At 44.5% G+C, this 24,689-nt stretch carries 24 protein-coding genes and 1 tRNA gene; 14 read left to right on the top strand and 11 right to left on the bottom strand.

Features of this window, described 5'->3' with window-relative positions; translation table 11 throughout:
- Positions 1-278: 278 nt before the first annotated feature.
- The 3 genes from ACX5KA_RS16350 (at position 279) to cynS (ending at position 3,510) form a co-directional block, all read left to right on the top strand.
- Positions 279-1,127, top strand: a complete 849-nt coding sequence (locus tag ACX5KA_RS16350) for a formate/nitrite transporter family protein (protein WP_039216224.1) — start codon at positions 279-281, stop codon at positions 1,125-1,127.
- 127 nt (positions 1,128-1,254) lie between these two features.
- Positions 1,255-3,042 carry a protein kinase domain-containing protein gene (locus ACX5KA_RS16345; protein ID WP_458731672.1) on the top strand — a complete coding sequence of 596 codons (1,788 nt, stop codon included), beginning with the start codon at positions 1,255-1,257 and terminating at the stop codon, positions 3,040-3,042.
- Positions 3,043-3,060: 18 nt separating this feature from the next.
- Positions 3,061-3,510 carry a cyanase gene (cynS, locus tag ACX5KA_RS16340; protein WP_039216226.1) on the top strand — a complete coding sequence of 150 codons (450 nt, stop codon included), beginning with the start codon at positions 3,061-3,063 and terminating at the stop codon, positions 3,508-3,510.
- A 113-nt stretch (positions 3,511-3,623) separates the two neighbouring features.
- Here cynS and fusA read toward each other — a convergent pair whose 3' ends face one another.
- The 5 genes from fusA to ACX5KA_RS16315 form a co-directional block, all read right to left on the bottom strand.
- Complete coding sequence (fusA, locus tag ACX5KA_RS16335) at positions 3,624-5,711, bottom strand: elongation factor G (protein WP_136781127.1); 2,088 nt, start codon at positions 5,709-5,711, stop codon at positions 3,624-3,626.
- Positions 5,712-5,894: 183 nt separating this feature from the next.
- Positions 5,895-6,992, bottom strand: coding sequence for a 23S rRNA (cytidine(2498)-2'-O)-methyltransferase RlmM (rlmM, locus tag ACX5KA_RS16330; protein ID WP_458731671.1), 1,098 nt, complete (start codon positions 6,990-6,992; stop codon positions 5,895-5,897).
- Complete coding sequence (locus ACX5KA_RS16325) at positions 6,985-7,449, bottom strand: DUF423 domain-containing protein (RefSeq protein ID WP_458731670.1); 465 nt, start codon at positions 7,447-7,449, stop codon at positions 6,985-6,987. The genes rlmM and ACX5KA_RS16325 overlap by 8 nt, the downstream gene beginning before the upstream one ends.
- A gap of 35 nt (positions 7,450-7,484) precedes the next feature.
- Entirely contained in the window at positions 7,485-8,177 is a 693-nt protein-coding gene (locus ACX5KA_RS16320) for an alpha/beta family hydrolase (RefSeq protein ID WP_458731669.1), read from the bottom strand.
- Between the two features lies 1 nt (position 8,178).
- Positions 8,179-9,081 (bottom strand): transcriptional regulator GcvA, encoded by a 903-nt coding sequence (locus tag ACX5KA_RS16315; protein ID WP_039216230.1) that lies wholly within the window; start codon positions 9,079-9,081, stop codon positions 8,179-8,181.
- A 216-nt stretch (positions 9,082-9,297) separates the two neighbouring features.
- Between ACX5KA_RS16315 and ACX5KA_RS16310 the strand changes: the two genes are divergently transcribed.
- Positions 9,298-9,576: a hypothetical protein gene (locus ACX5KA_RS16310; RefSeq protein WP_014949023.1), complete on the top strand. Its 279-nt coding sequence runs from the start codon at positions 9,298-9,300 to the stop codon at positions 9,574-9,576.
- 62 nt (positions 9,577-9,638) lie between these two features.
- Here ACX5KA_RS16310 and kdsA read toward each other — a convergent pair whose 3' ends face one another.
- The 6 genes from kdsA to hemA form a co-directional block, all read right to left on the bottom strand.
- Positions 9,639-10,493 carry a 3-deoxy-8-phosphooctulonate synthase gene (kdsA, locus tag ACX5KA_RS16305; protein WP_014949022.1) on the bottom strand — a complete coding sequence of 285 codons (855 nt, stop codon included), beginning with the start codon at positions 10,491-10,493 and terminating at the stop codon, positions 9,639-9,641.
- 20 nt (positions 10,494-10,513) lie between these two features.
- Entirely contained in the window at positions 10,514-10,885 is a 372-nt protein-coding gene (locus tag ACX5KA_RS16300; protein ID WP_014949021.1) for a SirB2 family protein, read from the bottom strand.
- Between the two features lie 232 nt (positions 10,886-11,117).
- A complete protein-coding gene (locus ACX5KA_RS16295; protein WP_014949020.1) occupies positions 11,118-12,680 on the bottom strand; it encodes a response regulator in 1,563 nt (520 codons plus the stop codon).
- Positions 12,681-12,833: 153 nt separating this feature from the next.
- On the bottom strand, positions 12,834-13,673 hold the full coding sequence (gene prmC / locus ACX5KA_RS16290; RefSeq protein ID WP_458731668.1) for a peptide chain release factor N(5)-glutamine methyltransferase: 840 nt from the start codon (positions 13,671-13,673) through the stop codon (positions 12,834-12,836).
- 36 nt (positions 13,674-13,709) lie between these two features.
- On the bottom strand, positions 13,710-14,795 hold the full coding sequence (gene prfA / locus ACX5KA_RS16285) for a peptide chain release factor 1 (protein WP_014997976.1): 1,086 nt from the start codon (positions 14,793-14,795) through the stop codon (positions 13,710-13,712).
- A 15-nt stretch (positions 14,796-14,810) separates the two neighbouring features.
- Positions 14,811-16,085, bottom strand: coding sequence for a glutamyl-tRNA reductase (hemA, locus tag ACX5KA_RS16280; RefSeq protein WP_014949017.1), 1,275 nt, complete (start codon positions 16,083-16,085; stop codon positions 14,811-14,813).
- 131 nt (positions 16,086-16,216) lie between these two features.
- Between hemA and lolB the strand changes: the two genes are divergently transcribed.
- The 10 genes from lolB (at position 16,217) to ACX5KA_RS16230 (ending at position 24,498) form a co-directional block, all read left to right on the top strand.
- Positions 16,217-16,843 (top strand): lipoprotein insertase outer membrane protein LolB, encoded by a 627-nt coding sequence (gene lolB, locus ACX5KA_RS16275; RefSeq protein ID WP_039216233.1) that lies wholly within the window; start codon positions 16,217-16,219, stop codon positions 16,841-16,843.
- Entirely contained in the window at positions 16,843-17,709 is an 867-nt protein-coding gene (ispE, locus tag ACX5KA_RS16270; RefSeq protein WP_458731667.1) for a 4-(cytidine 5'-diphospho)-2-C-methyl-D-erythritol kinase, read from the top strand. The genes lolB and ispE overlap by 1 nt, the downstream gene beginning before the upstream one ends.
- 32 nt (positions 17,710-17,741) lie before the next feature.
- Positions 17,742-17,817 (top strand) — tRNA-Gln (locus tag ACX5KA_RS16265).
- A 33-nt stretch (positions 17,818-17,850) separates the two neighbouring features.
- Positions 17,851-18,798 (top strand): ribose-phosphate pyrophosphokinase, encoded by a 948-nt coding sequence (locus ACX5KA_RS16260; RefSeq protein ID WP_014949014.1) that lies wholly within the window; start codon positions 17,851-17,853, stop codon positions 18,796-18,798.
- Positions 18,799-19,046: 248 nt separating this feature from the next.
- Positions 19,047-19,529: a hypothetical protein gene (locus tag ACX5KA_RS16255; protein ID WP_039216235.1), complete on the top strand. Its 483-nt coding sequence runs from the start codon at positions 19,047-19,049 to the stop codon at positions 19,527-19,529.
- A 124-nt stretch (positions 19,530-19,653) separates the two neighbouring features.
- Entirely contained in the window at positions 19,654-20,655 is a 1,002-nt protein-coding gene (gene ahr / locus ACX5KA_RS16250) for an NADPH-dependent aldehyde reductase Ahr (protein ID WP_458731666.1), read from the top strand.
- 364 nt (positions 20,656-21,019) lie between these two features.
- Positions 21,020-21,652: a 50S ribosomal protein L25/general stress protein Ctc gene (locus tag ACX5KA_RS16245; protein WP_334047807.1), complete on the top strand. Its 633-nt coding sequence runs from the start codon at positions 21,020-21,022 to the stop codon at positions 21,650-21,652.
- 5 nt (positions 21,653-21,657) lie between these two features.
- Positions 21,658-22,239: an aminoacyl-tRNA hydrolase gene (pth, locus tag ACX5KA_RS16240; RefSeq protein WP_014976149.1), complete on the top strand. Its 582-nt coding sequence runs from the start codon at positions 21,658-21,660 to the stop codon at positions 22,237-22,239.
- A 41-nt stretch (positions 22,240-22,280) separates the two neighbouring features.
- Positions 22,281-23,372, top strand: a complete 1,092-nt coding sequence (gene ychF / locus ACX5KA_RS16235) for a redox-regulated ATPase YchF (RefSeq protein WP_458731665.1) — start codon at positions 22,281-22,283, stop codon at positions 23,370-23,372.
- Positions 23,373-23,496: 124 nt separating this feature from the next.
- On the top strand, positions 23,497-24,498 hold the full coding sequence (locus ACX5KA_RS16230; protein ID WP_458731664.1) for a peptidylprolyl isomerase: 1,002 nt from the start codon (positions 23,497-23,499) through the stop codon (positions 24,496-24,498).
- Positions 24,499-24,689 lie beyond the last annotated feature (191 nt).

Raw genomic sequence — 24,689 nt, 5'->3', positions numbered from 1 at the left:
GCCATTGGCATTGTTCTGGCTTTATATCGGCTGATAGTTAAAGTTCGGGGCACGGGTTAAATACACGGTACTTGCGGACAGTGTGCGAAGACGCACACGTTATCAGAGGTAAATCTGTTAGCTATTAACAATACATAAGTTTCGGACAAAGGCGTCCCCAGTTCTTTCTAACGAGAGCGCTGCGGACGCCTTTTTTTGATCTAGCAGAACACATGTAAATAGCTAACTCCCGATATAAAACTAGCAACTTATTAATAACGACAACGTGAGGTGAAACCATGGCTTATCTTCTCCCCGCTGAGTTTGCAACCAAAATGGTAGACGCAGGCGAAGCAAAGATTTATATGTCTACACGAGATACTCTAATCCGCGCTTACATGGCGGGTGCAATCTTGGCGTTAGCTGCCGTTTTCGCAATAACCATCGCTGTACAGACCGGTGTGTTCTTGCTCGGCGCGGTGCTATTCCCTGTGGGCTTTTGTATGCTCTATCTTATGGGCTTCGACCTATTAACCGGTGTATTTGTGCTTACACCGCTGGCGTGGCTTGCCCAGCGTCCTGGCGTTACACCTAAACAGATTTTACGCAACTGGGGCCTAGTCTTCTTAGGAAACTTTGGCGGCGCATTAACCGTAGCCTTCATGATGTCGTTTATCTTTACTATGGGCTATAACGTCGACGGTGGCGCGATTGCTACGAAGGTCGCCAGCATTGGTGAAGCGCGCACATTAGGCTATGCAGAACACGGTGCTGCCGGTTGGATTACCATATTTATTCGCGGCATGCTGTGTAACTGGATGGTGTCATTGGGCGTAGTGGGCGCAATGATCTCAACTCACGTGAGCGGCAAAGTGCTGGCTATGTGGATGCCCATCATGCTGTTCTTCTTTATGGGCTTTGAACACTCGGTGGTAAACATGTTCCTTTTCCCATTTGGCCTGATAATGGGTGGTGACTTCTCAGTAATGGATTATTTCATCTGGAATGAAATTCCAACAGCACTAGGGAACCTAGTAGGCGGGTTAGCATTTACTGGTCTTACCCTTTATACCACCCACGTGAAGACGCTACCTAAACGCACTATCCCTGTCGATAAAGCAGCGGCCTCACAAACGCTTCCTATTTAACCAAGGCTTCTTCTTCAGCGCCATCATGATGCAATCTGCAAAGGTACGTTGTGATGGCACTGTCCTGCCCTTGCATGAATAAAAATATTTGAGTCGATGTCGTATAAGTAGGTAGAAGCAACTAAATATGAATCAGCACGCTGCTCAAAAAACGCCAGTTAATCCGCTACCTAACAAGATATATGTAAGTGCTTTTTCTACGCGCGGCGTTAAAGAAATAAACCAAGATGCCTACGCTTACCATATTTCTTCCAACGAACTAAGCCCAAGTCATGTTTTTGTTATCGCTGACGGTGTCAGTAGTAGTACTGTAAGTCAGGTTGCTAGTGATTTTGCTACCAGTGAATTTGTTAAGCTTTTTAATATAGCGCCTGAACAGTGGTCGATAAAAACGCGGGCCGAAGCCATTATTAAAGAATTGAATGCACGGCTTTATACCCGAACGCAGAGAAGCGCTTTTTGCTACACCCCAGAGAAAGGATATGTCTGTACGCTTTCAGTCGCTATTTTAACGGGTAATCACCTAGCCGTGTTTCACGTGGGAGATTGCCAAGTCCAGCTTGTTTCTGACAACGCATCAAGCCCTGTTTTACTAACACATCCCCATCGTCACGTATCTGATAGTGAACCTTCGCAAACGTATCTTTCCAACGCATTAGGCGTAAAAGCGAATATCGATATTGACCACACATCACACACCTTAAGCGCTTCAAGTACTATTGCGATTAGTACTGATGGTGTTCATGAGTTTGTTTCGCTGCCTGGCATACTTAACAAAATCAATGGCGCAGAAACACTCTCTGAAAACCAATCTGAATTGCTGGTGCATGAGGCGTTTAACCAGGGAAGTGATGACAACCTCACTTTACTGCTTATTAAGTATCAAATCGGTAATGAAAGTGGGAGTAATGATAGTGAACCCCACGTTCATCTTTGTAAGCCTGCTTTCAAAGAACTAGAGACCGGCGATGAAATTGACGGCATCACACTAGAGCGTCAGCTCTATAGCTCTGCCCGTAGTCATGTTTTTATTGCCTCGCTTCAAGCTCATAAAGGTACGCATGAACAACACCCTGTAGTGGTTAAAACCCCCTCAACCGACTTTAGCCAGTCACCAGAAATGCTCAACGTTTTTTTGATAGAAAGTTGGTTTACAAGGCGAGTTAACTCAACGCATGTTGTTAAAAGCCCCACGTACTTAAACTTAGGGCTCAAACACAGACCTACAGCGTTTTACAGCATTAGTGATTATGTAAAAGGGCAAACATTGGCACAATGGTCATTTGATAACCCCACACCATCATTGGAGCAAATTAGGGATATTATTGAGCAGGTTGGGAAAGGCTTACAAGCAATGCACCGTCAGGGCATTCTTCACAGAGATATACGCCCCGAGAATATAATGATTAGTGAACAGGGGCACTGTACTATTATTGATCTTGGTTCGGCGGCCTTAGCCGATGCGCCTAGCCTTTATAGTAGTGCGCCAATTCCCGGCGCGGCCCTTTTTGCCGCACCTGAATACTTTTTAGGGAATGTAGGCACAGAGCGCTCAGATCTGTTCTCTTTAGCCATACTCACCTACTTCCTTTTGTGCGGTCGTTACCCTTACCATTCAAAACTCGCTCACTGCCGCACTTTTGCCGAACAGAAAAAACTAAAATATGAAACGGCGTTAGATCCAAAACGCCCAATACCAACCTGGGTTGATAGTGCCCTGAAACGCGCTTTACATGTTAACCCTGATAAACGCTACTCAACACTATCCGAATTCCTCTATTCGCTTCGCTATCCAAATCCAACTCAACACACGGCGTACGAGCCGTTAGTAAAACGACACCCTCTTTTTGTGTACAAGGTGCTAATACTGGCACTTATTTTCAGCAATCTAGTTACGCTCATTTTGTTTAACTAACCCTTTAAGGAAATGCAAATGATTACATCGAGAACCCAAGTTACCGACATGATCCAGTCAGCCAAAATTTTAAAAGGCATAAAGTGGAGTCAGATTGCCGAAGTTGTTGGTCAGTCAAAAGAATGGAGTACAGCAGCGTGTTTAGGCCAGATGGCCATGACAAAGCAGCAAGCTGAAGCCGTGGGCGAATTACTTGAGCTTACCGACGAAGCGATTGCCTGGCTTCAAATTGTGCCTTACAAAGGTTCGTTACCAACAGAAGTCCCTACTGACCCGCTAATTTACCGCTGGTATGAATTGGTGAATGTGTATGGCACTACCTTAAAGGAATTAATTCATGAAGAGTTTGGCGACGGCATCATGAGTGCCATTGATTTTTCTATGGATTTACAGCGCGAAAACGATCCTAAAGGCGACCGTGTCAGCGTAGTGATGTCAGGGAAGTTTTTGCCGTATAAGATGTACTAAACGTATTTCAGGACGGGACACTCGACATAAAAAAAGCCGGTCATGCGACCGGCTTTTTAGTATTTCTTGAAGCGTAAGCTAACCCAAGGTCAGCTTACGTTCGCAAAGGCTAATTACTTAGCAGCTTTACGTGCTTTTGCTTCTTCAATTACTTTGTCAGCTACGTTCTGAGGACATGCTGAGTAGTGGCTGAATTCCATAGAGAACTGACCACGACCAGATGTGATAGTACGTAGGTGACCGATGTAACCAAACATCTCAGATAGAGGTACGTCAGCCTTGATGCGAACGCCAGTAGCGCCAGCTTCTTGGTCTTTGATCATACCACGACGACGGTTAAGGTCACCGATTACGTCACCAACGTTGTCTTCTGGGCTGAACACGTCAACTTTCATCACAGGCTCAAGAATCTGAGGACCTGCTTTTGGCATTGACTGACGGAATGCACCTTTAGCTGCAATTTCGAACGCGATTGCTGATGAGTCAACTGCGTGGAAACCACCGTCGAATAGCTCAACTTCAACGTCTAGTACTGGGTAGCCCGCTAGAGGACCTACTTCCATCATACCTGCGAAACCTTTTTCGATTGCAGGGAAGAATTCTTTAGGTACGTTACCGCCCACAACAGTAGATGTGAACTTGAAGCCAGAGTTAGTTTCGCCTGGCTTGATGCGGTAATCAATCTTACCAAACTGACCAGAACCACCAGACTGCTTCTTGTGCGTGTAGCTGTCTTCAACTGGTAGCGTGATAGTTTCACGGTATGCAACCTGAGGCTGACCAACTTCTAGCTCAACGCCGTAAGTACGCTTCAAGATGTCTACTTTGATATCTAGGTGAAGCTCACCCATACCTTTAAGGATGGTTTCGCCAGAATCTTCGTCAGTTTCAACTTGGAAAGATGGGTCTTCTGCTACTAGTTTACCGATAGCGATAGACATCTTTTCGTTAGCGCCTTTGTCTTTTGGCTTAACAGCAATCGAGATTACTGGCTCAGGGAAGATCATTGGCTCTAGTGTACATGGGTGCTTAGGATCACATAGTGTGTGACCAGTTTGAACGTTCTTCATACCAACAACAGCTAGGATGTCACCTGCTTGTGCTGAAGTAAGTTCTGTACGTTCATCAGCGTGCATCTCAACCATACGGCCGATACGCTCAGTCTTACCCGTTGCGCTGTTAAGAATAGTGTCGCCTTTGTTTAGCTTACCAGAGTAGATACGGATAAACGTAAGGGCACCGAAACGGTCGTCCATGATTTTGAACGCAAGTGCACGGAACGGCTCGTCAACAGATACTGTTGCAACTTCACCAGTAGGCTCACCCGTTTCTTCGTCAGTTAGATCTTGTGGATCAACTTCTGTTGGAGACGGAAGGAAGTCTACAACCGCGTCAAGAACTAGCTGAATACCTTTGTTCTTAAATGCAGAACCACAGTATGTTGGGAAGAACGCTAGGTCACGAGTACCTTTACGGATACAACGCTTGATGTCTTCTAGAGACGGCTCTTCACCATCCATGTAAGCCATCATTAGGTCGTCATCTTGCTCAACAGCAGTTTCGATTAGTTGCTCACGGTACTCGTTAGCCTTATCAACCATATCTGCTGGGATATCTACAACTTCGTAGTTTTCAGGAAGGCCTGAATCGTCCCAGATGTACGCTTTCATATCTAGAAGGTTAACAACACCTTTAAACTCGTCTTCGATACCGATTGGAAGCGTCATTACTAGTGGGTTAGCAGCAAGTACTTTCTTAACTTGGCCAACTACACGGTAAAAGTCTGCACCCATACGGTCTAGTTTGTTTACGAAGATTACACGCGCAACTTCTGATTCGTTAGCATAACGCCAGTTAGTTTCTGACTGAGGCTCAACACCGCCAGAACCACAGAATACACCGATACCGCCGTCTAGTACTTTAAGTGAACGATATACTTCAACTGTAAAGTCAACGTGTCCCGGAGTATCGATGATGTTCATGCGATGATCTTTCCAGAAACAGGTTGTTGCCGCTGACTGGATGGTAATACCACGCTCAGCTTCCTGCTCCATGAAGTCAGTTGTTGATTCACCATCGTGAACCTCACCAGTTTTATGGATTTTACCAGTAAGCTTCAAGATACGTTCTGTTGTGGTAGTTTTACCCGCGTCTACGTGGGCGAAAATACCAATGTTTCTGTAATGAGATAAGTCTGACATTAGTTCACTTTCATTGGTTCAGAGTAAAAAAACGGCCGGATTATAAAGGATTTCTATACCAGATTTACACCTTTTTTAGCATAAACCTTAAATTCGTTTGCTAAAATCCGCGCCACCATTAATTCTTTTCTTTAAGTATCAATAACTTATTAATTAATGACACTTTTTTGAAAAATAACAAAATCACACCTCATCTTTTGAAGTGCGAACTATTGTTACTGTAACTTCATCTCTGTCGTGGTAGAGATGCCTAACCTTAACCGCAAATGCATCTTCCAAGGCATTTAATCGGCTTCTTAGCAACGTCATGGCTTCAACTACAGTTTCATAACGTTGTTTCATAGGTAACTTTAAATTGAATATTGCGTGCGTTGCCCAGTGCTTAACTAACCAATCGCCCATCAATTTAGCTACCCTATCGGGTTGCTCTATCATATCACATACCAGCAAATCTACACGACCAAATTGTGGTCGATATGTAAACCCGTCTGCCGCGTGATGTTCAACCAACCCCGTGCTCATTAAACTATCGGCTACAAGTCCATTGTCGATAGCTTCAACATACATTCCGCGCTTCACCAGCTGATATGTCCAACCACCCGGGCATGCACCTAGGTCCACGGCACGTCCACCGCTTCGAAGTACCTTAGCCTGCTGTTTGTCGCTCAGCATATTCACTAAAGCATCTTCAAGTTTAAGCGTCGAGCGGCTCGGCGCATCACTAGGGAACTTTAATCGGCAAATGCCCAAGTGATCGCTACTGGCATAACTGGGTAATGTATAACCAATATGACAAATTTCAAATGACTCAAAGAAAATATGCAGTTTGGGTTTACCCAGATTTTCCTTAGACGTAAGCCACCCCGCTTTTCTTAACGCTTGGCGAAGAGGAACCGTAAACTTTCGGCAGAACTTTGCGAGGGTTTTACCTTCTTCTGTATCTGGGTACTCGACGTCTATGGCACCAAAAATTGAAAACGGCTTTTCTACCTCTTTTAGGGCCTCGAGCACTTGCCCTACTCTGTCTTCTTTTTCTATATCGTTTAGCGTGGCAAAAACTGCCACCAGTTGACGAGGAAAGATACTGTCGTGAACAGCAAACTGAGTAATGGTTTGCGCTAACTGCGAGCCATCATATAAATGATAAAGTACAAAGCCACTGTTCTTCTTCGACACTGGGTAGCCATAACACCGGGCTTCACCGTATCGAGATGTAAGTTCGTTAGCTGTATCGTTTTCATAACCAGGTCGGCAATAACCCAAAATACTGATGTTAGACATTACCTGCCCCCGGCGTGTGGTGAGTTGTGCTCTGCTCTTCTTGTTGCTTGTTTAAATCATGACCTTTTATCAGTCCAATCACTAACAACACCCAGCCGATAATAAAGAACATGCCTCCCAGAGGGGTTATCGGGCCAAACCATTTTATGCCGCTTATTCCTAGCGCGTATAAACTTCCACTAAACAACACCGTACCGGTAACGAAACAAAACGCTACCCGATTAGCCCACGTCGATGAGACAACCCCTGACAATGCAGGTAAAAGCAGTAAGGCTAATGCGTGATAAATTTGATAACGCACGCCAATTTCAAACGTGTTGAGCTGCTGTGCAGTTAACACGCTTTTTAAGCCATGTGCGCCAAACGCACCTAGTACCACAGAAAGGCCCGCGAGCAATGCCCCTACAATAAGATAAGGTTTAGCAACGGTGGCAAACCTAAGTTTTTCAGTTTTCATTAAATTAGTCGTTCGCTCTGATTTCTATTTAATCTTTAATTATTTAAATGGACTTCAATAAAAGAAGCGGTAAGCGTGGCAGCTTTAGCAATATGTTCTTCCTGCGTTTTTCCGCTTGCTTTTCGAGGCTTAAAACTGTGATCGCCGTCGTCTAAATATGCGCACTCAATCATGGAAGATAACACGCCGTTCTTTTTGTAACTCTCCACTTCGCTCTTCGTACCAAAGGTATCTCGTTCACCCTGAATAATAAGCAAAGGTTTAGACGCCGTTTGCAGATGTTCGGTGCGTGTTTTTTCTGGCTTACCAGGAGGGTGGAACGGATAACCTAGCGCTATCGCGCCTTTTACATTGCTCACCGCTTCATACACCATGGTAGCCATACGCCCGCCCATCGACTTTCCACCAATGAACACAGGCAAGTTATGCAAGGCTTTGTTATCTTTGCTGCAGGTTTCAATCACCGTAGTAAAATGTGACATAAGTTTATCGGCTTTATCGGGAGGCCTACGCTTACCGGTAGCTTTTATGGTTTGCATATAGGGAAAGTTAAAAAGCACGGTTGATATGCCTTTAGCGACAAGGGCTTTCGCCATGTATTGCATAAACTCATGTTCTTTTCCCGCACCGGCTCCGTGGCCTAGTATCAAACACGCTATAGGCTTATCAGCTGCATGCAATTCAATGTCAAAACCAGGTTGTTCAGTAATGCTGTTCGATGTAGTCATATTACAGCAAGTCCTCTTGTTCAGCTTCGACCTGCGCTAAGATCCAGTCTCTAAATGCAGCTATTTTACCTAACTCAGCCTGTGATTCTTCACACACCAAATAAAACGCATCGCGACTCTCTACGCGTTCTTCAAACGGCATAACTAACCTTCCCGCTTCAATTTCCGGCCTTGCAAGTACCGTGTTACCCAACGCAATACCTTGCCCTAGCGCAGCTGCTTGCAAAACTAGCATGGAGTGACTGAAAACCGGGCCTTGGTTAACGTTTACGCCAACCACACCTACATGCTTCAACCAATTTTTCCATGCAGTACGGCTTAAGTCGTGAAGCAACACGTGGTGCCGTAAGTCAGACAGGCTGGATAAAGGTTTGGGACCTTGAAAAAGCATTGGAGAGCAAAGCGGAGTTAGAAACTCTCGATGTAGCTGGTCGGCCTGAAGACCAGCCCAACGACCTTTACCGTAATATATTGCAACGTCTACATCGTCTTCTAAGAAGCCTTCATCGAAATCAACTGCCTTGATGCGTACGTCGATGTCTGGATGCGCCAAACTAAACTTATGAATACGGGGTACCAGCCATTGGCTCGCAAAGCTGGGCGGCATCGCTACCGTGATAGCACCTTTACTGCCCTTCGCAAGTAGCCTTTCTGTCGCGTCTTGTAAGTTTTTGAAGATATCTTTTAGCTCAAGAAAATAAGCTTGACCTTCTTCGGTTAGAAGCAGGGTTCTATTTCTTCGAAGGAATAGCTTCATCGATAAGAAATCTTCAAGCGCTTTTATCTGGTGGCTAACGGCAGCTTGCGTAACAAACAGCTCATCGGCAGCCTTAGTAAAGCTCAAATGGCGAGCAGCCGCTTCAAACGATTTCAAGGCGTTGAGAGGGGGTAAACGTCGATGCATATATCGTTTTTAATCCAGTGTGACCGAAGCATGACAAATTCATTAGCTTTTCTAATGACAACCCATACTTTTACTCGTTTTATTTTTCACCACCTACTGACTATAATTTGCCCGAAATTAAAAAAGAACATTTAATTTCAGCATTTTATGATGAACATTTGTTAAACATTTTAACATTCATCAACAATTATTTAATTATTTTTATTAGGTGTGAAAATGAAAAAATTACTTTTAGCTAGTGTTTCTGTAATGGCTTTTGTAAGCGCTGCTGCAAATGCTAACGCACAACCAGAAAAGATCAATCTACAATCGTTAATCAACACAGCAATGACCAGCGTAAAAATGGCCGAAGTACTGCCAGAAAACGATGCACACATTGTTGTGAAAAAGCAGTCTAAAGCGATTTTAGCTGAAGAGACGCAAGTTCAGCTTCACAAGAACTTATTAGCAATGACAAAAGGTGAAGAGCGCGTAAACGTTTCTGAAGCGGAATAAGCAACTCACACACCTGATACGCATGCCGGTGCTTGCACCGGCATACGCCATCGAATACTAGCTTAGGTATTACTTGTATCTAACGCGTCAAAACCTTTCACCAATTCATCTAGTGCTTTCATCTGCTGCAAGTAAGGCTCTAATTTCGCCAACGGCAGTGCGCAAGGCCCATCACATAGTGCTTCATCAGGATTAGGATGAGCTTCAATAAACAAGCCCGCTAAACCTAGCGCCATACCGCTTCTGGCCAACTGTGCAGCTTGCGCTCTACGACCATCTGCAGACGTCGCACGGCCACCCGGCATTTGAAGTGCGTGCGTCGCATCAAATATTACTGGGGCATATTCTTTCATTGCGTCCATGCCAAGCATATCCACAACTAAATTGTTATAACCAAAGCAGCTACCACGCTCACAAAGAATAACCTTATCGTTCCCCGCTTCGCCTAGTTTTCCTATGATGTGACGCATCTCATGCGGTGCTAAGAATTGAGGCTTTTTCACATTGATAACGCTGCCGGTTTTTGCCATTGCAACCACAAGGTCGGTTTGGCGCGCCAAGAAAGCAGGCAGTTGAATAACATCCACCACTTCAGCTACAGGAGCTGCTTGGTGCGGTTCGTGCACATCAGTGATAAGCGGAACGTTAAAGGTCGACTTAATTTCTTCAAAAATACGCAACCCTTCTTCCATGCCAGGCCCACGGTAAGAAGTCACTGATGAACGGTTCGCTTTATCAAACGAGGCTTTAAAAACGTACGGAATATTGAGCTTTTGCGTTACTTCAACATAGTGTTCTGCGATACGCATAGCGAGATCGCGAGACTCAAGTACGTTCATTCCACCGAACAGAACAAACGGCAAGTGGTTGGCAACGTCAACGTTACCTACATTAATAATCTGTTGAGATTCAGACATTATCTATTTCCAATTAAATCTTAAAAAAGAGGTTGTTTGGTTACAGCAACCATAGCCGTTGCCATAAGCACAACAAGCGCTGCTACGAAAAAGCTCCATTTGCCTAACGCTGTTTTGGCTTTTTTCAATGCAAACAATCCAAACACTATGTACAGCACCACGCCCACAACTTTAAATGTGAGCCATGCATTAACTAAAGGATATTGAGACAAAATAATGCATAGCCAAATTGCGCTGGCTAATAGCACGGTATCAATGATATGAGGGAGAATTTTAACCCATTTTTTGCTAAGTGCTGTAGCGTCGAATTGACTCCATATAAAGCGAAAGACAAAAAATAATATGCTCAAGCCAACGGCGGTCATGTGAAGGTGTTTAGCCATCATGTACATAATGTGTTCCTGTTCTTATTAGATAGTAAGGCTGCTTCTGGTTACTTTAACACAGGTGTTAATTGAGCCGATTTAGTTTTACAGCAATGCAAAATTCAACAGACTCAGAATACGAGTAGCAGACTCAAAAAAACAGGTGCATGTAGCACCTGCCTTCGTTTTAATTATGGCGCCTGTTTAAAGGCTGTTATTGTAACGTATTACAGTACGTAAATAACGGAGAAATAAATCATTATGCGTCAGGGAATTGAGCTTGAATTGCCATAAAGGCCGGAAGGTCATTTAGCATACACTGAACTAAATCAGGGTCGAAGTGCTTGCCACTTTCCTCTTTCAATACGGCTTCAACCTTATCAATTGTCCACGCTGGCTTATACGGCCTTGCGTTTAACAGTGCATCAAACACATCAACTAACGTGGCAATACGGCTTTTTATATCAATTTCTTCGCCTTTAAGCCCGTCTGGATATCCCTTTCCATCCCAGCGTTCGTGATGTTGCTTTGCTAACATTGCTGCAAGTTGGATAGTGGGCCGGCTTGAATCTCGCAAAATCTGGTAACCAAATTCAGCATGCTGACGTATTTTAAATACTTCCTCTTCGGTTAACGGCGTCGTTTTGTGCAAAATAGATTTAGGCACTATAGACGTCCCAATATCATGGAGTGGCACGGCAAGGCGTAATGCGTGGATGTCTTGCTCGTTCAGCCCAACCTTTTCTGCCAACAGTTGCGCCATTTCAACCATTCTTGTGAGATTATTTGATGCATTTGACTCATGCTCTAACGCTCGACCTAAACGCTCAATTATTTCTTTCTGCGTCGCTTCAACATCAACGGTTTTAAGTACATTGTCAAAAGCAAGCTGAACACTGTCTGAAAAGCGTTTTACCAGATGACGATCACTTTCCCCTATTCGTCTCGGTAATCCTGACAAGTACAAGAGTGCACCATTGTGACTTTTACTGTTGCAATAAGCCACAACGTGATCTTCTGCATAAACAATTTGCTTATCGCGCATGGCTCTTGCGCACAGGGCATATTCTTGTGCGCTAATCGCGTCTTTTAAAGGCACCCCTTCCTTACTGGCGTACTCACCGTTGCCAGCAAAAACATATAGTTCGTCGTCACCCAGTTTGTTGTTGCTGGTGTTGATAGTACGCGATGTGGTTGCCACCGCAGTGGTAATGTAGGCAGCATCCTTTGAACAGCCCAAAATAGATGCAAGCTGTTGAATAATACCCTGCATGAACTTTTCGAGGGAACGGGAGGAAAATAAATCCACAGACGCATCTATAATTTTTTCAAGGCCGCGTCTATTTTCTTCGATAACGATAATATCTCGATATGAGCGGAGCGCTGCAATGATAACAGTAAAGAGTTTTTGCGCGGTCAGTTCGGTTTTCGACTTGTAGTCGTTGATGTCGTAATTAATGATGACATCTTTTTCAGGGGCTTGGCCAGGTTGTCCAGTACGCAAAATAATACGCGTGAAATGATTGTCTAATTCGTTACGAACATACTCCGCCACTTTAAGACCGGCGTCATCAGTCTCCATAACAACATCAAGTAACACAACGGCGATATCATCATGGGTTTTGAAAATGGCCTTCGCTTCCTCTCCGCTATAGGCACTAACAAACTCAAGGGTTTTGCCATTTAAACTAAAGTCATTTAGCGCCAGCTTGGTAACGGCGTGTACTTCGGGTTCATCATCAACAATGAGTACTTTCCAGCTACCCAGATCATCTACTTCATTTTCATCGTCATCTTCTGCGAAAAGAAAGTCATCATTCATCTGGTACGTCCTGTAGTGTAAGAGATTGTTTAACTTAGTGCTTTTTGAGGTCTTACAACCGCTTAATAAATACTAATGTAAAACAAAATATTAGCAAGTTTGCAATTAAATTTTGATAACTACAGAAAAGGTAACTTCTTTGGAGGTTGAAAACTACTGCCACTGCCCCAGCGTTACACGGTCATTGTTGCCGTAATCTTTAACAGTTTTGACGTCTACAAATCCCGCATCTACGAGCAAAGCGTTTACCGCAGCCCCTTGGTCAAAGCCGTGTTCGAATGCAAGTAAGGCACCTTTATTGAGATATTGCGGCGCGCTATTAATGATGTGTGTTATGTCGTCTAGGCCGTCAGTGCCCGAGGTTAATGCTGTTTTAGGTTCAAAACGCACATCGCCCTCATTAAGGTGTGGACTGGATTCTTCTATATAAGGTGGGTTTGAAACAATAATGTCGAAGGTTTGACCTGCCAGCGCACTAAACCAATCACTTTGAACAAAATGCGCATTGGCTATGCTATTAGCTTGGGCATTGCGGGTAGCAAGCTTCACCGCCCCAGCTTGAAAGTCTACGCCAGTAACGGATGCTTCTGGCAGTTCGCTCGCTAATGCCAGCGCAATGGCGCCCGTACCGGTTCCCAAATCACAGATTGATAAGGATGCAGAGGATTGTTGATTTGCCCAATTGAGCACCTGCTCAACCAATACTTCTGTATCTGGTCGTGGAATTAATGTATCTGGCGAGGTAAACAGTGACAGGGTCCAGAAATCACGCTTGCCGATAATATACGCCACGGGCTCACCCCGTTTACGCTTGGCCACATCCGCTTCAAATTGCGCTTTCTGGGCGGCATCCAAGGTTTTATCAGGCCACGTGAATAGATAAGTTTGTGACTTACCTAGAATGTTCGCCAACATGACTTTTGCATCAACAGAGGGTGACTCCCCACCCTCTAGTTGCTCAGCAGCCCATGCTAAGGCGTTGTCTATGCGCATTGTTTTTCTATAAACAGTTTGTGTAACAAGACAGCGTTATTCGTCAGACAGAGAGGCCAGTAGATCTGCCTGATGCTCTTGCAAAATTGGGTCGATAAGCTGCTTAAGGTCACCTTCCACCACTTCGTCTAAACGATAAATAGTCAGGTTGATACGGTGGTCGGTTACACGTCCCTGCGGGAAGTTATAAGTACGAATTCGCTCAGAGCGGTCGCCGCTACCGACTAGGCTCTTACGAGTAGAAGCCTCTTCTGCTGCACGCTTTTCCTCTTCAATCTGATTTAAGCGCGCTTGAAGTACCGACATCGCTTTCGCACGGTTTTTGTGCTGTGAACGCTCGTCCTGACATTCCACTACCAAGCCTGTTGGCAAGTGAGTAATACGAATAGCCGAGTCGGTTTTGTTAACGTGCTGACCACCCGCACCTGATGCACGGAAGGTATCGATGCGAAGCTCTGCAGGGTTAATTTCAATTGCCTGCGACTCTGGAATTTCTGGTAATACCGCCACGGTACATGCCGAGGTATGGATACGGCCTTGTGATTCGGTTTCTGGTACACGCTGTACGCGGTGACCGCCCGACTCGAATTTCAATACGCCGTATACGCCATCACCGCTTACATTAGCAATGACTTCTTTATAACCGCCGTGCTCACCTTCATTGGCGTTAACCAACTCTACACGCCAGCCACGACTTTCGGCATAACGGCTGTACATGCGGAACAAGTCACCTGCAAATATTGCCGCTTCGTCACCACCCGCACCTGCGCGAATTTCCAAGAAACAGTTGTTATCATCGTTAGGATCTTTTGGCAGGAGTAGCACCTGAAGTTCAGTTTCAAGGCGTTCAATTTCCGCCTTGGCTTCTTTCATCTCTTCCTGTGCCATTTCGCGCATTTCGGCGTCATCTTCGTTCAACATTTCCTGCGCTGAAGCCAAGTTTTCTTGTGCTTGCTGATAAGCATTAAAGCCTGCCACTACATCTTCTAGCTGACTGAACTCTTTTGACAAGTTGCGAAACTTATCCTGATCGCCGATAACTCCAGGGTCGCCTAACAACGCCTGAACTTCTTCGAAACGCTCGACTAAGTGTTCGAGTTTCCTAACTACCGACTCTTTCATATGCTTCTTATTACCTTATTTATTATCGTCTGACGAAAAGTCAGATAAATCTAATGCCTGTCCCATCCATCGGCTCAATGCTGGGTCATCGTGCATGGCAGCCTCGCGTAACGCTAAGGTAGTTGGGTGCAATAGCGTATTGGTTAATTTATACGCCATTTCTTCTAATACCGTTTCGGCATTTTTACCTTCTGCTAATTGCGCTTTGGCTTTTTCCACAATATCGTCACGCTGTGCCATGCCTTTTTGGCGATACTGTCTTACTAAATCTATCGATTGCTGCGACTGCTTCCACGTCATGTAGTCGCCAGCTTGTTTGTCGATAAGCTTTTCCGCTTCTTTTGCTGCTTGCTCGCGGTTTTCTAAATTCTTCTGAACAATATGCTGCAAGTCATCAACAGTATAAAGATAGGCATCGCCTAGCTCGTTAACCTCTGACTCAATATCTCGTGGTACTGCAAGGTCAACCAAAAACATCGGCATGTTTTTGCGCTGCTTAAGGGCTTTCTCCACCATGCCCTTGCCAATTAAGGGCAGTTGGCTAGCGGTAGAGCTTATCACGATATCAAAGTCTTTTAAGTGCTCTGGCACTTGCGATAAGGTAAACACACTCGCATCTAGTGTTTCGGCTAAGGCTTCTGCTCGCGCTACGGTTCTATTCGCCACAGCCAAACAGCTCACGCCCTGCTCTTTCAAATGCTGAGCCACAAGTTCAATGGTTTCGCCAGCTCCCACTAATAGCACTGAACGTTTTGGTAGTTCAGCGAATATATGTTTTGCCAGCTGCACGGCTGCATAAGCCACGCTTACCGCGTTTGCACCTATATCTGTTTCACTGCGAACTCGTTTTGCCACCGAAAACGTATGTTGAAACAGCTTATCAAATTCGCTGCTCACCATACCCGAGTGTTTTGCATCACCAAACGCCTGCTTCACCTGACCCAAGATTTGAGGCTCACCTAAAATCAGTGAATCAAGCCCGCTGGCTACGCGCATAATGTGCTTAACCGCTTCATCCTGAGCAAGCACATAGCTGTTATTGGCAATCTCTTCTACATCTAAATGATGGAAGTCACTTAACCATTGTAAAAGCTTTTGGCCGGTGTCGTCTTGAGTATTAACGTATAACTCAGTGCGGTTACAGGTCGATACAATGACAGACTCATCTACCCCTTCCAGCTTTTTTAAACTCGCAAGCGCTTCCACCAGAGAATCTGGTGTAAAGGCCACTTTTTCACGAAGTGCTACTGGTGCTGTTTTGTGGTTAATACCGAGGGCGAGTAAAGTCATTAAAATCTGTGCTGGCAACGTCGGAGCGGCATTGTACGAAAAACCCAAAATGATTGAAAGTGTTGGTGAAACTGTGTTCCCATAATGTCACAGCTAATTATGTTTTATTTTTATACAGGTAACACGCCTTAATGATTCGCTTAACTACCCTACTGTTGACCTTTTGCTTTATATTAAGTGCATGTACAACCGCTCCCAAAGGCCCAGAAAACGCGGTAAACCTTACGGCTCAACTTGAAAAGGTTGCTGAAGTTCACCAGTGGCAAATGCGCGGAAAAATTGCATTTCGCCAAGGTAAGGAAGCGGCCAGCCTTAATTTAGTCTGGAAAAACGATTCCGGTGATTTTGATTTTCGATTAACCAATTTTTTAGGGGTAAGTCTGGTTAACCTTAATGTTACCCAGCAGCAGTCGGTATTAGAGGCTGACGGCGAAACGTATGTAGATGCTCTACCAGAGCCACTTATTTATCAGATTACGGGAATGATAATTCCGGTGAAATCACTGTTGTCTTGGGTAAAAGGACTACCGCTGGACGGTGATAAATTCACCCTTACCGAATTAGGGTTGGTTGATACCCTTGAAAGCTATTGCCAAGGATGTCGAAATTGGCAAGTTGCTTACGGTAACTACGGTAGTGTTGAGCTAGGTGATGGCACATCTGTATGGCTGCCTCACAGCATAACGCTTACTCAAAACGAAACGCCGGATATGCCTCAAACTCAGCTTAAAATTAAAATTTATCAGTGGACTCTGTAGTGAACTCATTTGTTTCTAAACAAAAAGATTGGTGGCCTTCCCCCGCTAAACTAAATCTTTTCTTACATATTCTTGGCCGCTACGACAACGGCTATCACCAGCTCCAAAGCCTGTTTCAAATGCTGGATTACGGCGATGCACTCGCCTTTGACATAAGCACAGACGACACAACCATACGCATGGAAACACCACTGGATGGGGTACCAGACGATGACAATTTAATTGTAAAAGCAGCGCGACTGCTGGCAACAAAAACAAAATGTAATAAAGGTGCCGTTATTTCGTTAGACAAGCGCCTTCCTATGGGGGGCGGTATTGGCGGGGGTTCTTCGAATGCCGCAACCACGTTAGTGGCGCTTAATCACCTTTGGAACACAGGGCTAAGTGAAGATGAACTGGCTGAGCTTGGGCTAGCTTTAGGCGCTGACGTACCTATTTTTGTGCGAGGTCTAACGGCATTTGCAGGAGGCGTTGGAGAAGAGATAACGCCAGCTCCGCAACAAGAACAGTATTTTTTAGTAGCGAACCCAAATGTTCATGTCAGTACAGCTGAAGTGTTCACCTCGTCGGATTTGCCCAGAAATACACCAGCGATACGTTGGGAAGACTATAAATTTGAAAAAACTTGGAATGATTGTCAGCAATTAGTCGCGAATCGCTATCCTGAAGTTGCAAAATTATTACAGTGGTTGGTACACTACGCACCGTCGCGAATGACGGGCACAGGTGCATGCGTGTTTGCCACTTTTTCTGACTACACTTTAGCCGAACAAGTTAGGGCTCAAATGCCTGAAGCTTGGCAGAGTTTTGTCGCAAAAGGTGTGAATCGCTCACCACTATTAGACAAATTAGAACAAAAAAAATAGCGTGTACGCCACATCGGACAAGAACTTAAAATTGGGGTATAGCCAAGTTGGTAAGGCAGCGGGTTTTGATCCCGCCATTCGTAGGTTCGAGTCCTGCTACCCCAGCCAAACCTCTTTTATCAACGCACTGAGGAACCACTTGTGCCAGATATGAAGCTCTTTGCAGGTAATGCCGTACCAGAACTTGCCCAGAAAGTTGCCGATCGCCTCTACACCAAACTTGGAAATGCCAAAGTTGGCCGTTTCAGTGACGGTGAAATCAGCGTAGAAATTCATGAAAACGTCCGTGGCTCGGACGTTTTTATTATCCAGTCTACGTGTGCGCCTACTAACGATAACCTTATGGAACTTATTGTGATGATCGACGCACTACGTCGCGCATCAGCTGGTCGTATTACAGCAGTAATTCCTTACTTTGGTTATGCACGCCAAGACCGTCGTGTTCGTTCAGCTAGGGTGCCAATTACTGCGAAAGTAGTGGCTGACTTCCTGTCTAACGTTGGTGTTGACCGCGTACTTACTATCGACCTACACGCCGAACAGATTCAAGGTTTCTTTGATGTTCCGGTGGATAACGCATTCGGTACTCCTATCCTTCTTGCTGACATGGTAAGACGTGATTTTGCCGACCCTGTAGTCGTTTCTCCTGACATTGGCGGTGTTGTACGTGCACGTGCTACTGCGAAACTACTTAACGACACCGACCTTGCTATTATCGATAAGCGTCGTCCTAAAGCGAACGTGGCTCAGGTAATGAACATCATTGGTGATGTAAAAGACAGAGACTGCATCATTGTCGATGACATGATTGATACAGGCGGTACGCTTGCAAAAGCAGCCGAAGCACTTAAAGCACATGGCGCGCGTCGTGTTTATGCTTACGCAACTCACGCTATCTTTTCAGGTAACGCTGCTAACAATCTTAAAGAGTCTGTTATTGATGAAATTATCGTTACCGACTCTATCCCATTAAGTGCAGAGATGAAGCAAATTGGAAAAGTAAAACAGCTTACTTTATCTGAGATGCTTGCAGAGACTATTCGTCGCATCAGCAACGAAGAGTCTATTTCAGCAATGTTTGAATACTAAAATTTAAATATTGTTACTCCTACCAAAGAGCTGGCCCATGTAAGTGGCGCCGGCTCTTTTTTTATCTTTCTTTTTTCTTTAAAAGCAAACTGTACCCTTGCATAGTACATCAATCCAAATACGTTCTCTTTACGTCTTAGATATATTCTATTGCCACTTTCCAACACGTTAATGTGACTTTCTTTTCATCTATTTTAGGTTTAACGTTAAGAATTGTTGCGCGTTAAAACTACTATGAAGGACATAAAATGAAAACAAAAACACTATGCCTTGTTGCAGTAATTACTGCCCTTTTAAATACAGCGGGCTGCTCTGGATATGACGACTCAGTGAAGCAAGCAGAACTCGAGAAACAAGGAACTGAGATGAAAGAAAAATCTTCCATAGTTCAAGCTAATGATAAGAGTTCTATGCCCAAGGAACTGGTAGCCGAACCTGTTACCCAGGCTGAAGCAAGAGAAGATAATGCAAAAGGTGAAATGACTATGAAGGGCAGTATTATTTATAAAGATCTCGAAGGCGGTTTTTATGCTTTTATTGCTGAAAACGGCGAACGTTATACGCTACATGGCTTAGATGAAACCTATCAAAAGAACGGCCTTATTGTTGAAGTTAAAGGTACGCCTAAACCCGACATGATGACCTTTACGCAATTCGGTACGGTACTTCAAGTATCAAGCGTTAAAGTACTCGATACCAGTAAAGTCATTGATAACCTGCAAACACAATGATCGTGAAAGTAGCTACACGTGTAGTAAATTACTGATAAAGGTAATTAAGCTAGCGATTTAGCAATTATAGAGTTTTTGCTTTCGCGTGAATGTTGCACTGCAACACTTAAAAGGACGGTTATTGATGATAAATGCATATGCCGCTAAAGAAGCGGGCGGAAAACTAGAAAAGTTTCAATACGACCCCGGTAAGCTTGGCTCACATGACGTTGAAATAGACGTTGAAAGCTGTGGTATCTGCCACAGCGACCTAAGCATGCTCGATAATGAATGGGGCATGACAGAATATCCCTTTGTGCCTGGTCACGAGGTTGTCGGCACAATTAGCCAAATAGGTGAACATGTAACGTCACTAAAGGTGGGACAGCGTGTCGGTTTAGGCTGGCATTCAGGCTACTGTAATAGTTGTAGAACTTGCGAAGAAGGCGATCATAACCTGTGTGCTGATGCTAAGATGACCATAGGTGGTCGTCACGGTGGGTTTGCAGATAAAGTGCGCGCCCAAGCACGTGCCGTTATTCCCCTTCCCGATGCTATCGATAGTACAAAGGCAGGCCCTCTTTTTTGCGGAGGTATTACCGTCTTCAACCCTCTTGTCCAGTTTGGTATTAGTCCTACCTGTGAAGTGGGTGTAGTTGGTATTGGCGGCCTGGGTCATCTTGCCCTGCAGTTTTTAAATGCATGGGGATGTAAGGTAGTAGCGTTCACTTCGAGCGAATCTAAAAAGAAGGAAGCGCTAGAGCTAGGTGCGTCAGATACGATTAATAGCCGTGATGAAGATGAAATTAAAAAAGCGCGCGGTCGATTTGATTTAATTATTTCAACAGTCAACGTAAAGCTAGACTGGAACTTGTACCTATCTACATTGGCTCCGAAAGGCCGACTTCACTTTGTAGGCGCCACCCTTGAACCTCTAGATATTGGTGCGTTTAACTTAATTGGTGGTCAGAAAAGTGTGTCAGGCTCGCCAGTAGGAAGCCCTGCAACCATCAAGACCATGCTAGATTTCGCCGCACACCACAATATTGAACCTGTGACCGAAACCTTCAAGTTTGAAGACGTGAATGACGCTATTGCTCGATTAAGAGAAGGTAAAGCCCATTACAGAGTGGTGCTGACGAAGTAAACGCCTGTGTGAAAAGTTGCTATGTTCCCAAGGCCTGTTGACCTTGTGAAGCCATAGGAAAGAGACATTAGCGGTCAAGTTAGTCTTCACAAAATGCTTTTTTCTATAAATATGATAGAAGCGCGCCAAGGTGCGCTTTTTTATTGTGAGTAACGCAAATACTTACATTTGCTTAGTTGGATATTTTATCTGCCTTTGTAATTGTATGTTTTGGTAGGTGGTGTTAGAATTCGCCGCCCTTGAATTTTGGGCTGGTGTTTTATTGCGCATAGGAAATTATTTTTAAACGTAATTTGCATCATTTTACCGTGGGTTTTGGTCGCAAAAATCCACATCATTAGACTTATACTTTTGGAGACAGACAATGTCTGAAGCAAATTTCAAACTAGACGCTTCTGTTCGTACAGACCTAGGGAAAGGTGCGAGCCGCCGCCTACGTCGCGAAGATAAGCTACCTGGTATCATCTACGGTGGTGAAGAAGCGCCAGTTTCTATCACACTAGATCATAACAAAGTAAACAACTCAGCTGACTTTGAAGCGTTTTATTCTCACGTTCTTGAGATTAACCTTGACGGTAAAGTTGTTGAAGTTCTAGTTAAAGATATGCAACGTCACCCGTTCAAGCCAAAGATCACACACATTGACTTCCAACGTGTAATCGCTGGTCAAGACGTTCACACTAACGTACCACTTCACTTCGTAAATGAAGAAGCTTCTGCTGCTGTTAAAGCTGGCGGTATTGCTGAGCACCACGTAACTGAAATCGAAGTTACTTGTCTACCTAAGAACCTTCCTGAGTTCATCGAAGTAGACATGGCTGGTGTTGAAATGGGTCAAACGCTACACCTTTCTGACCTAACTCTTCCAGCTGGCGTTGCTTCAGTTGAACTTGCGAAGAACGACGAAGCTCACGACCTAGCGGTTGTAACTGTTAAGCCTGCTCCTAAAGCGGCTGAAGCAGAAGAAGACGGCGAAGAAGCAGCTTCTGAGGAATAATCCTCTTGGCTGATATACGCCTTATCGTGGGTCTGGGTAATCCAGGCCCCGAATACGAAAATACCCGACACAATGCCGGTGAATGGTTTCTTAACCAACTTGCCGACGCCTACAACGCCCCGCTAAAACCAGAAACCAAATTCTTCGGTAAAACTGCTCGCATTACCATTGCAGGCAAAGATATCCGTTTGCTCTACCCCACTACCTTTATGAATAAAAGTGGACAAGCCGTAGCAGCACTGGCTAACTTTTACCGCATAGAACCAGAACAAATATTAGTAGCGTTTGACGAATTAGATTTACCCCCAGGTGTTGCAAAATACAAAGTGGGCGGAAGCTCTAGTCAAAATGGCGTACGTGACATTGTGGCTAAAATGGGTAACAACAAGAATTTTTTGCGTTTGCGCATAGGTATTGGTCATCCAGGTCATAAAAGCCGAGTTACCGGCCATGTTCTTGGAAAACCACCAGCAGAAGAAAAAGCAGCCATTGAAAGTGCCATCGATGAAGCGGTACGCTGTACAGAAATTTTGCTGAAAGAAGACCTTAAGCAAGCACAAAACAGGTTACACTCGCACAAAGGGTAAACCTAGCCAGTTATCACTTTTCCAAACTAAGGATCCATACCATGGGTTTTAAATGCGGTATTGTTGGCCTACCAAACGTAGGTAAATCAACACTTTTCAATGCATTAACTAAAGCAGGTATTGAAGCGGCAAACTTCCCGTTTTGTACTATCGAGCCAAACACAGGTGTTGTTCCTGTGCCAGATCTTCGTTTGGACAAGTTGGCTGAAATCGTAAAACCTCAGCGCGTTATTCCTACTACCATGGAATTCGTAGATATTGCTGGCTTGGTTGAAGGTGCCTCTAAAGGTGAAGGTTTAGGAAACAAATTCCTTGCTAACATCCGTGAGACTGACGCTATTGGTCACGTAGTACGCTGTTTTGATGATGATAACATTGTTCACGTTGCAGGTCGCGTTAGCCCTAAAGACGATATCGATGTTATCAACACCGAACTTGCACTTGCCGACTTAGAAACAACAGAAAAAGCACTTCACCGTGTTGCTAAGCGCGCAAAAGGTGGCGATGCTGATGCCAAGTACGAAATGAAAGTGCTTGAGAAGATTAAGCCGCACCTAGACGAAGGCTTGTTACTACGTTCACTTGAGCTGACTAAAGAAGAGCTTGCGGCAATCAGCTACATGAACATGCTTACCCTTAAGCCAACCATGTACATTGCAAACGTGAATGAAGACGGTTTTGAAAACAACCCGTACCTTGATCAGGTTAAAGAAATTGCAGCAGGCGAAAATGCCACTGTAGTTGCAGTGTGCGCGGCAATCGAGTCTGATATTGCTGAGCTTGAAGACGACGAACGCGAAGAGTTTATGCAAGACATGGGTCTAGAAGAACCTGGTCTTAACCGCGTAATTCGTGCGGGTTACAGCCTACTTACGCTACAAACCTATTTTACTGCGGGCGTAAAAGAAGTGCGTGCGTGGACCTTCCCTGAAGGCTCAACTGCACCGCAAGCGGCAGGTAAAATTCACACCGACTTCGAAAAAGGCTTTATTCGCGCTGAAATCGTTGGCTACGATCACTTCGTTGAGTTCAACGGCGAGCAAGGTGCGAAAGACGCAGGTAAATGGCGTTTAGAAGGTAAAGACTATATTGTTAAAGATGGTGACGTTATTCACTTCCGCTTTAACGTGTAATTTCTATTGTAGAAATTAGCACTGTTTACGAAAGCCACCGCAAGGTGGCTTTTTTGTTTCTTGCGAATAATTGTGAAGCGCACATAGTCCTGATATAACTAGTAAAAAACTAACGGCCTTTGCAATGACTTTTAATCATTTTACTTCATCGCACTCTTCTAGTTTGAATTGCGGCAAATCACAGCACGCCAAACGGTTTTCTGTATTAAGAACCTCTATTAAAGCGTTGTGCTTGTTAAGCCTTGCTAATTTTTCTTTTGCCAGTGAACCTCAAGCTACCCCAGTGAATTCACAAATCAATAGCGACGCTGTTGAAAAGACACCAGCAATAGCGAGTAACACCGCCAGTTGGTATCAGGTACCTCAGAGTAATACTGTGACGTTTAAAACTGCATATGGCGATGTAGTTATTGCGCTTCACCCTACCCTTGCACCCAAACATGTGGCCAGGTTTAAAAGTTTAATAGACGCAGGCTTTTATAACGAACAAGCATTTTATCGTGTAGTAGACGGGTTTGTAGCGCAAGCAGGCAGCAACGATACTCATGACGCTTCACAATTCCCACCGAATCTGCTTCAACCAATCAACGCTGAATTTACCCAACCGCTTAATAGCAATGTAAACGTGGTTGAGAACAAGGATTTGTTTGCGCCTAACACCGGCTTTTTAGACGGTTTTCCAGTAGGCATTGATAAAAGCCGTAAAGAAATGTGGGGACTTCACTGCCCTGGTGTTGTGGCATTTGCTCGCAATAGCGAGAAAGATACGGCCAGTACGGAGTTTTACATTGTGATTGGGCAAGCACCACGGCACTTAGACAGAAATATGTCGGTCGTTGGTCGCGTACTGCAAGGTATGGATGTACTTCAAAAGTTGCCGCGAGGAAATATGGACAGAGGTGGCGTTCTAGATGACATAACGCAAGAAAGCAAAATTAAGCAGGCTTTTGTGCATGTAAACAACGCTACACCTTATTTTCTGCAAACACCGCTTCATGAAGAATATAAAAAACGGGCAAACACAGGAAGAAACTTAGATAACCCGTTTTTTCATGACAATACGTATGGCCCGCGCCCTATTGACGTATGTTATTACCAAACAAAAACCAGTGACAAAGCGTGGTAAATAGCTAACTTATTTCGTGCAAGTTGTTCAATTTCACGGCTTTTTGCACGTATTTCGCCCTAATGCGCACACTTAATGAGCATTTAAAAAAAGTTAGTAAAAAAGGGGTTGACGGTTGCCAGTCATATACGCATAATACGCGCCACTTCCTGAGAGGGAAGAGAATAGTAAGGCTACGTAGCTCAGTTGGT

Source organism: Alteromonas alvinellae (assembly GCF_902705805.1).
Note: the sequence above shows the minus strand (reverse complement) of the source record. Positions and strands in the feature narration are given on the sequence as shown.

What these genes read in the sequence shown, in the direction of transcription:
- ACX5KA_RS16350 (WP_039216224.1), top strand. Translation starts at nt 279, where the DNA reads ATGGCTTATCTTCTCCCCGCTGAGTTTGCAACCAAAATGGTAGACGCA.
- ACX5KA_RS16345 (WP_458731672.1), top strand. Translation starts at nt 1,255, where the DNA reads ATGAATCAGCACGCTGCTCAAAAAACGCCAGTTAATCCGCTACCTAAC.
- cynS (WP_039216226.1), top strand. Translation starts at nt 3,061, where the DNA reads ATGATTACATCGAGAACCCAAGTTACCGACATGATCCAGTCAGCCAAA.
- fusA (WP_136781127.1), bottom strand. Translation starts at nt 5,711, where the DNA reads ATGTCAGACTTATCTCATTACAGAAACATTGGTATTTTCGCCCACGTA.
- rlmM (WP_458731671.1), bottom strand. Translation starts at nt 6,992, where the DNA reads ATGTCTAACATCAGTATTTTGGGTTATTGCCGACCTGGTTATGAAAAC.
- ACX5KA_RS16325 (WP_458731670.1), bottom strand. Translation starts at nt 7,449, where the DNA reads ATGAAAACTGAAAAACTTAGGTTTGCCACCGTTGCTAAACCTTATCTT.
- ACX5KA_RS16320 (WP_458731669.1), bottom strand. Translation starts at nt 8,177, where the DNA reads ATGACTACATCGAACAGCATTACTGAACAACCTGGTTTTGACATTGAA.
- ACX5KA_RS16315 (WP_039216230.1), bottom strand. Translation starts at nt 9,081, where the DNA reads ATGCATCGACGTTTACCCCCTCTCAACGCCTTGAAATCGTTTGAAGCG.
- ACX5KA_RS16310 (WP_014949023.1), top strand. Translation starts at nt 9,298, where the DNA reads ATGAAAAAATTACTTTTAGCTAGTGTTTCTGTAATGGCTTTTGTAAGC.
- kdsA (WP_014949022.1), bottom strand. Translation starts at nt 10,493, where the DNA reads ATGTCTGAATCTCAACAGATTATTAATGTAGGTAACGTTGACGTTGCC.
- ACX5KA_RS16300 (WP_014949021.1), bottom strand. Translation starts at nt 10,885, where the DNA reads ATGTACATGATGGCTAAACACCTTCACATGACCGCCGTTGGCTTGAGC.
- ACX5KA_RS16295 (WP_014949020.1), bottom strand. Translation starts at nt 12,680, where the DNA reads ATGAATGATGACTTTCTTTTCGCAGAAGATGACGATGAAAATGAAGTA.
- prmC (WP_458731668.1), bottom strand. Translation starts at nt 13,673, where the DNA reads ATGCGCATAGACAACGCCTTAGCATGGGCTGCTGAGCAACTAGAGGGT.
- prfA (WP_014997976.1), bottom strand. Translation starts at nt 14,795, where the DNA reads ATGAAAGAGTCGGTAGTTAGGAAACTCGAACACTTAGTCGAGCGTTTC.
- hemA (WP_014949017.1), bottom strand. Translation starts at nt 16,085, where the DNA reads ATGACTTTACTCGCCCTCGGTATTAACCACAAAACAGCACCAGTAGCA.
- lolB (WP_039216233.1), top strand. Translation starts at nt 16,217, where the DNA reads ATGATTCGCTTAACTACCCTACTGTTGACCTTTTGCTTTATATTAAGT.
- ACX5KA_RS16255 (WP_039216235.1), top strand. Translation starts at nt 19,047, where the DNA reads ATGAAAACAAAAACACTATGCCTTGTTGCAGTAATTACTGCCCTTTTA.
- ahr (WP_458731666.1), top strand. Translation starts at nt 19,654, where the DNA reads ATGATAAATGCATATGCCGCTAAAGAAGCGGGCGGAAAACTAGAAAAG.
- ACX5KA_RS16245 (WP_334047807.1), top strand. Translation starts at nt 21,020, where the DNA reads ATGTCTGAAGCAAATTTCAAACTAGACGCTTCTGTTCGTACAGACCTA.
- ychF (WP_458731665.1), top strand. Translation starts at nt 22,281, where the DNA reads ATGGGTTTTAAATGCGGTATTGTTGGCCTACCAAACGTAGGTAAATCA.
- ACX5KA_RS16230 (WP_458731664.1), top strand. Translation starts at nt 23,497, where the DNA reads ATGACTTTTAATCATTTTACTTCATCGCACTCTTCTAGTTTGAATTGC.